We start from the raw sequence: 10,463 nt of genomic DNA on the forward strand, positions 1-10,463 counted from the left end.
AAATGACAAATGACCAATAACCAATGACACCTTAAAATCCTAATTATCATCTGTTGATGAGAGAACTAACTTTTCGGTGAAATCAGTGTCAATAAACTCTCACCTCCCTAACCCTATCTCTCCAATAAATCCGTGAAATCAGTGTTTTGACCCATAACCAATAAATGAAAAACCTCAGCCTCACCCTCTACGCCTTCCACCTGCGTCAAACCCTCACCGACGCCCCCGATCGCGTGGCGGATGATGCGGCTAAGTTATGGGATAATCTGACTAATCTGGGACATTTCCCTGGACTCAATACCCTGAAATCTCACCTCATTTGCTACACCAACACCGAATACACGCCCCAAAACGAACCCGGAAAACACACCCACTGGCTTACCCACGCCCAAGATATCGATTTAGGCGCTATCTCCACCGCCGATGGCTTCAAAATCACCGCCAATCTGCAACCCTTTCGCCTCAATGACACCTACGCCATTGATCTCACTCTCACCCCCGATTCTCCCCACCTCGACATCACCATCCCCCAACTCCAACACTTCTTTCCCCAATCTCTCCTCCCTCACCGCATCCAAGCCTCCCTCGGACAAACCCTGTGGTTATACGCCGAAGTAGACACCCAAACCGACTGCGCCAGCCTTGCTGAAAAATGCGCCACCGCCCTCCTCGCCAACACTCCCCTCAACCCCAGCCTCCAGCATCAAGACAGCCTCTTCGGAAGTCTTCTCTTCGACTACCTCGCCACGGAACCCAACCAACCCGATAACCCCGCCAGCCAATGTCACATCCTCATCTCATTCAACACCAGCCAATCTCCCACTGTTGAACTCCTGGGAAAAGCCTACGATGAACTCCTCCAACTCCTTTGTTCCTATCACAAACTCCGCTACATCTATCACCAATCCCGCCAACGCTACCCCGAAGCGCGACACCTCTATAGCCAGTTAGAACAACAAATTCAAACCTTACCCAACCTCACCACCAACCCCCAAACCCGCCTCGACACTCTGAAAACTCTCCTCAACCAAATCCCCCAAATCGCCCTCGACTACGCCCGATGCTTGCGAGACTTACGCGCCCACCACACGGCGATGGAAACCAATCTCACCAACTTTGACATCAAAAAACGGAATCTTGCCCAAATTGGCGATATCCCCTCATTCTGGGACGAATTCCTCAAAGATAGCCAACGCGATAAACAGCAAATCCAAACCGATATCAATTATCTCTCACCCGGACAAGAATTATTCGGACAAATGCTAGAAACCGTGCGAGGTATCGTAGACTTAGATCAGGCAAACCGCGATCGCACTTTAGACCAGAAGCTACAAAACCTAGAACTGTGGATAGCCGTCGTCGGAACCGGATTAGCCGTAAGTGGGATATCCTCCCAAGTCGATTCCCAACCCATCCAAACCTTTATCCAGAATCAAACCAACTCTGATACACCGATTTGTCCCGGTGCGGGTGTAGTGAAATGTACCGCCTACAATGGTTTGAACGTCCTGATTCATATTATCATTGCCCTTGCGATCGCACTCCCCATCGGTTTAATTATTCGACAGATTCGCCATCCATCCAAATAACGTCCTATGTCCTCCAGACGCGCCATGGCGCATCTCTACACCTCCTCCATCAACGTTGGCGAGGATAGCGATCGCTCAATTTATCAATCGCGCCAGATCCGAGTTGATCGGCATCTTTGATGCACTCAGTCAAGATAGCATTCAGGTCAAATCCACCGAAAAACTGACTCTGTTCAACCAAACCATACTGCCCATCTTGGAACTGATATTACTCCAATCAATCCGACGTTTTCCCACCACAGGTAAATCACCAATATAGAAAAAATGATCCGGGATATTGTTTGTGTAGCAGCGATTTCAATCGCCTCCTCTTGCTTTTTTAAACACAAGAAAGGATAAATGTCAATATCACGATAACATTTTTATGGAGACAACACTTAAATACCATGATAGAGTCAACATCAACGCCAAACCCTCAATAACCCATGGTTGAAACCGTAGGCATTACCAAAGCGATAGTAAACTTAAACGATATTCAGGATAAATTTAACCTCACCCAGACAAACGACGCTGAGTTTTTCCCCGAATGGTTTAAGAAATTACCCGATATTACAGACGCCGAAAAAGCCACCCTAGATCGACTCAAGCACCGATATCTCTACTACGCCGCCGACGCCGCCATCACCGAAGGAACCGTCAATATCATTATTCTATCTCCGCTGTTAGAATTAACCGGACTTTGCGATCCCCCTTTTAAAATTCGAGGAGAACAATTTGTCAAAATCGAAATTGAAGGCGGCGGAAGCGAAGCCGAACCTATCTTAGAAGGATTTATAGATGCCTTAGTCGTGCAAAATCAATTCTGGATTGTTCTGATTGAATCCAAACGCTATGGATTTAGCGTGATCCAGGCTTTACCTCAGACATTAGCCTACATGATGGCAAACCCGAATTCAGAATTGCCCAGTTTTGGCATGATTACAACAGGTGAAGACTATCTTTTTATCAAATTGGATCACCAAACTCATCAGTATGGCTTGTCTGACAAATTTACCATCGCCAAACACAATAATCGTGAGTTCTATGAAGTGCTACAGATCATCAAGCGAATAATAAATGGAACCGTACAGGAATAAATTTCTGATTAAGATATGAATATCACAGACTTAACCTGGGTTCGTAGTTGCGCTTGTACGGAAGATCCACAAATGCACTCAAACTCTTATCCAGTCAGCTTTAGCTGACTTGAGCTTTGAGACTTGGGTTTAAACCCAAGGCGGTTTAACATTAGACTGCAACTTGGTATAAGACAGAAAAAAATAGGGATGATATTCACCATCCCTACAATGACTCAATTAAACTATCCGAAATTACAGCACAGGAACATACTGCTCCTTCTCCGGAACATGAGTATATTCCGCCACAATCTGACGAAACTCCTCGCCGTCAATCGTTTCCCTCTCAATTAACAGATCCACCAAGCGGTCAATTACAACGCGATTGTCGCGCATAATCCGCTTAGCATCGTCGTGACAATGTTCGACAATCCGGCGCACTTGTTCATCAATGCGAGAGGCGACTTCTTCGGAATACTCCGCCCGATTCGTCAAGCCGCCACCGAGGAATACTTCTCCCTGTTGACTTTCTAGAGACAACGGACCTAAATCGGACATGCCGAAACGAGTGACCATTTGTCGCGCCATTCCCGTCACCTGCTGTAAATCGCCACCCGCACCGGTGGTAACTTCAGCATGACCAAAAATCTCTTCTTCGGCAGCACGACCTCCTAATGCCCCAGTAATCCGGGCTTTAAGCTGTGCGCGGGTGATTAAGCCTTGCTCTTCACTGGGCGTAAACCAGGTCAACCCTTGCGCTTGACCCCGAGGAATTAAGGTCACTTTCTGTACTGGATCATGATCCTTTAGCACCGTCCCCACGATCGCATGACCGACTTCATGGTAGGCAATTAACCGCTTACTCTTACTATCCACCAACGGTGTGCCTTCCATCCCTGCAACTACGCGGTCAACGGCGTCGTTGATTTCCAGCATGGTAATCGCTTCTTTACGCCGACGGGCGGTCAGAATTGCCGCTTCATTCAACAAGTTGGCTAAATCTGCCCCAGTAAATCCAGGCGTGCGTCGGGCGATCGATTCAATGGAAATTTCCGGTGCGAGTTTCTTATTCCGGGCATGGACTTCCAGGATACCAATCCGTCCTTTCAGATCCGGCGCATCGACAATTACCTGGCGGTCAAATCGTCCGGGACGCAATAAGGCGGAGTCTAACACATCAGGACGGTTGGTGGCGGCAATAATGATAATCCCAGTATTGCCTTCAAATCCATCCATCTCAGTCAGCAACTGGTTCAACGTTTGCTCACGTTCATCGTTACCGCCGCCGATACCTGCACCCCGTTGTCGTCCTACGGCATCAATCTCATCGATAAAGATCAGACAAGGTGCATTTTCCTTGGCTTTCTTGAACAAGTCACGCACACGGGATGCACCCACACCGACAAACATTTCCACGAATTCACTACCGGAGATACTAAAGAACGGCACCCCAGCTTCACCCGCGATCGCCTTTGCCAATAATGTTTTACCAGTTCCCGGAGGTCCAACTAACAGCACCCCTTTGGGAATCCGTGCGCCTACCGCCGTAAACCGTTCCGGTAGCTTCAGGAATGTCACCACTTCCTGCAATTCTTCCTTGGCTTCCTGAATTCCCGCCACATCATCGAAGAGAATTCCGGTTTTGGCTTCCATCTGGAACCGGGCGCGAGACTTACCAAAGTTCATCGCTTGACCGGGACCGCCACCCATATTACTCGAACGACGGAAGAGGAAAAATAGTCCGCCAATTAATAAAATCGGAAAAATTAAATTCCCTAAGATGCCCCAAATCGCCCCATCTTGACGGGCGGGATGGGTATCTAAAGCAATATCCGCCTCTCTCAGCTTCGTGATTAACTCCGGAGAATTAGCCGGCAAATCGACGCGCCAGCGATTCGTTTTATTCAGATCCGGGTCCATTGCTTCCACAATCGCCGTTTGACCCCCATCATAAAGGTCAACACTCGTGACTCTCCCTTTCTCAACATATTCTAAAAAGCGACCATAATTCATCCGGGTGCTGGCGGTATTTTGACTTAAATCACCAACCGCCGGAGAAAACGCTCCCTGCCATAGGAAAAACCCAATGACAAGAGCGGGTATGGTCCAAAGTAGGAGAATCCTCCAGGAAAATTTCATTGCTTATGCCTCTAGATATTTGTTTTCTGGTTTGGCTTTTGCTCTTAAAGAGCCTCTTATTTAGCACAAAGTCCAGCTTAAACGGTGGTTTCAATAGGAAACTTTACTTCTGCTTAATCAAATTTAACGTAATTCTCAGGATTTGGGCAACTGTCTTATGGTCATTTGTCATTTGTTAGGGAATAGGGAATAGGGAACAGGGAACAGGGAACAGACCAAAAACGCGCCTACACTGGAGGATTAAATCCTCAACCTGTAGACGCGCTCATCTAAGCTAGACAAAAAACGTTTGACGTTTAACTGCCCAGGGAGCCGTATTAGTAGGTTTCAACGTGCCAGCGATGGGCTTTCTTCATCGATTTCTGGAAATCAGCCCAGTTCATCCCTTGCCGTTCAGCAGCAGCCGCAAGTGCCTCATCAATGCCATCTTCCATTCCCTTGAGTCCACAAATGTAGGTGTGGGTATTATCCTTCTGCATTAACTCAAACAGTTCATCGGCATGTTCATCCACCCGATGCTGGATATACATCTTGCCACCCTCTTTGTTCTTCTGTTCCCGGCTGATGGCATAAGTGAGACGGAAATTATCGGGAAACTCGTGCTGGAGTTTTTCCAATTCCTCTTTGTACAGAATGTTTGCCGTGTAGGGGATACCAAAAATCAGCCACGCAAACCCTTTGAAGTTGTAGTCCTCGTGCTTTTCTTTCAACATCCGCCATAGGTAAGCCCGGAAGGGGGCAATTCCTGTACCGGTTGCCATCATCAGGATGGTAGCATCTGGATCTTCGGGAAGTAACATTTCTTTCCCAACCGGTCCAGTGATCTTGACATCATCGCTGCCAACTGGCAGATTGCACAAGTAGCTTGAGCAGACGCCATAGACGGTTTCCCCGGTTTCTGGGTGCTTGTACTCCAGTTGTCTAACACAAAGGGAAACTGTCTTATCATCCTGGTGATCACCATGACGAGTGGAGGCAATCGAGTAGAGTCTGAGTTTATGCGGTTTACCCCTTTCGTCTTCCCCCGGTGGGATAATGCCGATACTCTGACCTTCCAAGTACCACATATCCCCGTCAGAGATGTCAAAGGTGACGTGGCGAACTGTCCCTGATCCCCCTTCTGCAACCAGTTCGTAGTTTTCAATACATTTGCCTAGATAGGGTTTTTTGGGCTTGTACAGATTGACAGGAACACCCTCTTTTGAGGATTTTTTATGAACGATAGTTTCCGGCGACGGCGCTGCATCGGCTTCAGTGGCTTTGCCATTCATTCCATTTTTGGCATTCATCACACCATCAAGAGGTTGAATGCTGACGATTTTGCCACCCATGCGGGTAATTCGTTGCATTTCTTGATTCATGCGACTGTATGGCACCGTAATATACGTATTACCACTGCGACGAATGGGATAATCCATTTTGTCGGTTTCGGTGTTCTGACTTAGACCTGTCACTTCGTAAAGAAACAGGCGATTCTTAGGCGTGGTGTTACTAGACATTGCGTTATTTCTCTCTAAACCAATCGGTTACGATATATTGCTCAGTACAACATTTCATCAATTCGTGACGAATGAAGCAACCTCCCAATCAGGGTTTCAGTCGCTTCATCCCGTAGAGTTGATCGCAGGTCATTGACCTTGATACCTGGCTGTGGACTCCCGTTATTCCCCCGTTAACTAATCCGGCAATAGATGTCCCACGCTGTAACTTTTATTCAGTGTGGGATGAATTCCCAGTAATGCCAATCCGAGTGGCATTGCATCCAATCGCTGTTTGGGCAACTGACTTGGCTTCCAGCCCACACGCTCACGACAAAGCGGAGTGTGTACAGTCGTTAACTCGGCTCAACTGGGTGGGGAATGAAGTCGGTTCAATGTATACTCTAGAATACGTCTAATTGATTGAGTTGGCAAAGTTCCAACTCTTATGACTGCTGTGGGCATCTGTTAGGAGGCAATTCTCAGCAGGTGGCTCTGGTGGAGAACTCGGTCATTGACCGACAAACAGCTAAAATCGAGTCAATTTGAAATTTTTTGATCCAATTTGCACAACTCACTTTAGGATTATGTTAAGGAATTGAGGAGAAACGTTAAGACTTGTAGACATAATCTCATTTTGGTAGAATCCACAAACAGCCGTTAGTATTAAATACTTACCCCGTGTCTGGCTTGAGTCTTATCCGCTGGGGAAGACTCACACCTGTCGCCAATCCGTGACGGGTTAAAGGCACGCGAGCAACAGACGGGTTGACCCTAGACTTGGGACTTGGATTGCTGGAAACTCTATTTGAAACTATTTTTTGCGTTAGAGGGAAACTATGACCACTCAGCTAGACCGCGTGGTATTAATAGCCGTCGCTGGAGACTCTGGATGCGGGAAGTCCACATTTCTGCATCGCTTGGCAGACCTATTTGGTGAAGAGTTTATGACGGTCATCTGCTTAGATGACTATCACAGCTTAGACCGTAAAGGGCGTAAAGCGGCAGGGGTAACAGCACTTAACCCCAAGGCGAATAATTTTGACCTGATGTATGAGCAAATCAAAGCGCTCAAAAATGGTCAGGCGATTGATAAGCCAATTTATAACCACGAGACGGGTGAACTTGATCCACCGGAACGAGTAGAACCTAATAAAGTCGTGGTAATCGAAGGATTGCACCCCTTGTATGATGAGCGGGTGCGATCGCTGGTTGATTTCGGTGTTTATCTGGATATCAGTGATGAAGTCAAGATTAACTGGAAAATCCAGCGGGACATGGCAGAACGGGGGCATACCTACGAAGATATTCTAGCGTCGATTAACGCTAGACGCCCTGACTTCAGTGCTTACATCGAACCCCAAAAAGAGTTTGCTGATGTCGTGATTCAGATATTACCGACTCAGTTACTCAAAGAAGATAAAGAATGCAAGATCCTGCGGGTGCGCTTGGTACAGAAGGAAGGTGTAGAAGGCTTTGAACCTGTCTATCTGTTTGATGAAGGCTCAACAATTGACTGGAGACCTTGTGGTCGGAAGTTGACCTGTGCTTATCCTGGGATCAAGTTGTACTATGGTCCGGATAGCTACTTCGGTCATGATGTATCTGTGTTGGAAGTGGATGGTCAATTTGACAATCTAGAGGAGATGATTTACATCGAAAGTCACCTCAGCAACACCTCCACGAAATACTATGGTGAGATGACCGAACTGTTGCTCAAGCATAAGGACTATCCCGGTTCTAACAATGGTTCTGGATTATTCCAGATTCTGGTGGGTCTGAAGATGCGAGCCACTTATGAACGGTTAACATCTAAGGCGCAAGTGCCAGCTAGTGTATAGCTGAATTAGCTTAATCCGCGAGAAGCCCCACGCCATAATTTTTGATATAAACTACCCAGACCTGCTAAGAGCTGAGGTCTGGGTTTTCAGTAGCCCTGAAGTCGTGGGATGGCTGTGAAAATAAGGTTGACCAAAACACTTTAGTTCATATGGCAGTATGGACAGACATGATTGTTCCGCTGCACCTCTGCACTCTCGACAGTTCATCCTTTACATTCGATGCACACACCCGCTAATGTTACCAACTGACAAATGCAGATTGAGCGATGTGTCAAGATTGATAGGCGTGGCAAAGTCACTCGATGGAAACAAAATTAAAAGGAGTGCATAGCATAAATGTGTGGTATTGCTGGAATATGGGGGCAAATTGATCAAACCAGCGTCAAAACGATGATGGATGCCTTAATCCATCGAGGTCCAGACGCCGAGGGAATGTTTGTGTCACCAATCCAGGCGGGTGTTCTGGGACATCGACGGCTGAGTATTATGGACCCGCAAGGGGGAAACCAACCGATATACGGCGATCGCAAGGCGCGAGTGATTGTCGGAAATGGCGAAATTTATAACTTTCCTCAGTTACTCCCCCAGTTAGCGGAACGATTTAAGTTCCGGACTAAAAGCGATACAGAGGCAATTTTGCATCTGTACGAAGATCAGGGAATCGAGTCCGTTGACCAACTCGATGGGATGTTTGCTTTTGCGATCGCAGATGGGGATCAATTGTTTGCCGCCCGTGATCCCATTGGCATTAAACCCCTATACTACGGCAAAAAAGATGGTGCGTTTATTTTTGCCTCAGAACTCAAGGCGATCGCTTCTGTGTGCGAGAATGTCCAGGAATTCCCAGCCGGAACCTTTTTCTCCTCAGAAACCGGGTTTTCGACGTTCTACCAAGTGCCAGATATTCAGCCAGAGGTAGATGCTGACGCCGAGGCTTTCATTCGCGAAGTGCGGGAAACTGTGGAAGCGTCTGTAGTGAAGCGGCTGATGAGTGATGTTCCCCTCGGTTGCTTCCTCTCCGGTGGCTTAGACAGCAGTATCACCACGGCTGTAGCCAGACAGCATATCGATAAAATGCACACCTTCTCGGTGGGAATTGACGGGAGTAAAGATATAAAAGCTGCCCGTTTAGTCTCTAAGCATCTGGATACGATTCACCATGAGTATGTGATTACACCCAAGGAAGTTAAAGAAAAACTCCCCGAAATTATTTATTCCCTGGAATCCTTTGACCAAGACTTAGTTCGCAGTGCGATTCCCTGTTACTTTACCTCACGACTCGCCGCTCAGTATGTCAAGGTGATTCTCACGGGTGAGGGGGCGGATGAACTGTTTGCGGGTTACACCTACTACAAAGGTATTCCCGATAACGATATCCTGCATCGCGAATTACGGCGATCGGTGACGAGCTTGCATAACATTAACTTACAGCGAGTAGACCGTTTAACCATGGCTCACTCCCTGGAAGGACGAGTTCCATTTTTAGATCTGAAAATGATTGAACTTGGTCAAAGAATTCCCGCCCATTTGAAACTAGCGGGTGATCCATTAGTGGAAAAATGGATTTTGCGAAAAGCCTTTGAGGATTTGTTACCAACTGAGATTGTTTGGCGTACAAAAGAGCAGTTTGATGAAGGCAGTGGCACCGTGGATTTATTAACCCAAATGCTGTCACAAGTCATGAGCGAAGACCAAGCCCAAGCCTATCGCCAAAAACATCCAGAAGCACGATTACGTTCTGCCGAAGAGTGCTATTATCACCAGATATTTATGGATGTGTTTGAGCAGCCTGAATCAATTCTGGCAAATGTTGCTCGTTGGTCAGAACGACCCGTTTAGGGGAGCTGGGTGTCGGGTGTCGGGTGTCGGGTGTGGGGTGTGGGGTGTCGGGTGTGGGGTGTCGGGTGTCGGGTGTGGGGTGTCGGGTGTGGGGTGTCGGGTGTGGGGTGTCGGGTGTGGGGTGTGGGGTGTGGGGTGTCGGGTGTGGGGTGTGGGGTGTGGGGTGTCGGGTGTGGGGAAAAATTGAACTTTAAAAAGGGAGTCATCAAAAACTCTATTGTTTATTCATTTTGACCCTGAAGTCCTTCCAGTTGACGGCGTTGGCTCGCCAGAAAGAGCGCTCGCTCCTTACCCTATCTCTTCTTAGGGGCTTTTGTGTTCCTTACCGAGAAGCCCCAACTAAATTACTCGTAATTAGTTGGGGTTAACTAACAGTCGGTAAATATCTAGACAATTAGTGACATAACTAGACATTTTCTCGGATATAATCAGGAAATGTCTAGTTTACCCCCCAACAAGCAGCTACTCGACTTTGTGTGACGGTCTTGCAGGTTGCACCGATGGGAACTCAACGGCTGGCTT

General features: G+C 47.4%; 8 protein-coding genes. 5 read left to right on the plus strand and 3 right to left on the minus strand.

What is annotated here, in order from left to right; translation table 11 throughout:
* Positions 1–164 precede the first annotated feature (164 nt).
* A complete protein-coding gene (locus RIE73_RS26495; protein ID WP_446404021.1) occupies positions 165–1,589 on the plus strand; it encodes a hypothetical protein in 1,425 nt (474 codons plus the stop codon).
* 49 nt (positions 1,590–1,638) lie between these two features.
* Here RIE73_RS26495 and RIE73_RS26500 read toward each other — a convergent pair whose 3' ends face one another.
* The gene (locus tag RIE73_RS26500; protein ID WP_446404022.1) at positions 1,639–1,770 is read right to left on the minus strand and encodes a hypothetical protein; all 132 of its coding nucleotides are present in this window, start codon (positions 1,768–1,770) and stop codon (positions 1,639–1,641) included.
* 244 nt (positions 1,771–2,014) lie between these two features.
* On the opposite strand from RIE73_RS26500, the gene RIE73_RS26505 reads away from it, so the two are divergent.
* Positions 2,015–2,665 (plus strand): type I restriction endonuclease subunit R, encoded by a 651-nt coding sequence (locus RIE73_RS26505; protein ID WP_446404023.1) that lies wholly within the window; start codon positions 2,015–2,017, stop codon positions 2,663–2,665.
* A gap of 234 nt (positions 2,666–2,899) precedes the next feature.
* Here RIE73_RS26505 and ftsH2 read toward each other — a convergent pair whose 3' ends face one another.
* Together ftsH2 and petH are read right to left on the minus strand one after the other, a co-directional pair.
* Positions 2,900–4,783, minus strand: a complete 1,884-nt coding sequence (gene ftsH2, locus RIE73_RS26510) for an ATP-dependent zinc metalloprotease FtsH2 (protein WP_446404024.1) — start codon at positions 4,781–4,783, stop codon at positions 2,900–2,902.
* A gap of 317 nt (positions 4,784–5,100) precedes the next feature.
* Positions 5,101–6,282, minus strand: coding sequence for a ferredoxin--NADP reductase (gene petH / locus RIE73_RS26515; protein WP_446404025.1), 1,182 nt, complete (start codon positions 6,280–6,282; stop codon positions 5,101–5,103).
* 818 nt (positions 6,283–7,100) lie between these two features.
* On the opposite strand from petH, the gene RIE73_RS26520 reads away from it, so the two are divergent.
* From RIE73_RS26520 to RIE73_RS26530, 3 genes are all read left to right on the plus strand, one after another.
* Positions 7,101–8,102, plus strand: coding sequence for a phosphoribulokinase (locus tag RIE73_RS26520; RefSeq protein ID WP_446404026.1), 1,002 nt, complete (start codon positions 7,101–7,103; stop codon positions 8,100–8,102).
* Between the two features lie 336 nt (positions 8,103–8,438).
* Positions 8,439–9,941, plus strand: a complete 1,503-nt coding sequence (gene asnB, locus RIE73_RS26525; protein WP_446404027.1) for an asparagine synthase B — start codon at positions 8,439–8,441, stop codon at positions 9,939–9,941.
* On the plus strand, positions 9,920–10,135 hold the full coding sequence (locus RIE73_RS26530; RefSeq protein ID WP_446404028.1) for a hypothetical protein: 216 nt from the start codon (positions 9,920–9,922) through the stop codon (positions 10,133–10,135). The genes asnB and RIE73_RS26530 overlap by 22 nt, the downstream gene beginning before the upstream one ends.
* Positions 10,136–10,463: the final 328 nt, after the last annotated feature.

Source organism: Coleofasciculus sp. C1-SOL-03 (assembly GCF_040220555.1).
In the GTDB taxonomy this organism is placed as follows: domain Bacteria; phylum Cyanobacteriota; class Cyanobacteriia; order Cyanobacteriales; family Coleofasciculaceae; genus Coleofasciculus.

Coding starts and splice junctions, on each gene's coding strand:
- petH (WP_446404025.1), bottom strand. CDS start 6,282: ATGTCTAGTAACACCACGCCTAAGAATCGCCTGTTTCTTTACGAAGTG.
- asnB (WP_446404027.1), top strand. CDS start 8,439: ATGTGTGGTATTGCTGGAATATGGGGGCAAATTGATCAAACCAGCGTC.
- RIE73_RS26495 (WP_446404021.1), top strand. CDS start 165: ATGAAAAACCTCAGCCTCACCCTCTACGCCTTCCACCTGCGTCAAACC.
- RIE73_RS26505 (WP_446404023.1), top strand. CDS start 2,015: ATGGTTGAAACCGTAGGCATTACCAAAGCGATAGTAAACTTAAACGAT.
- RIE73_RS26520 (WP_446404026.1), top strand. CDS start 7,101: ATGACCACTCAGCTAGACCGCGTGGTATTAATAGCCGTCGCTGGAGAC.
- ftsH2 (WP_446404024.1), bottom strand. CDS start 4,783: ATGAAATTTTCCTGGAGGATTCTCCTACTTTGGACCATACCCGCTCTT.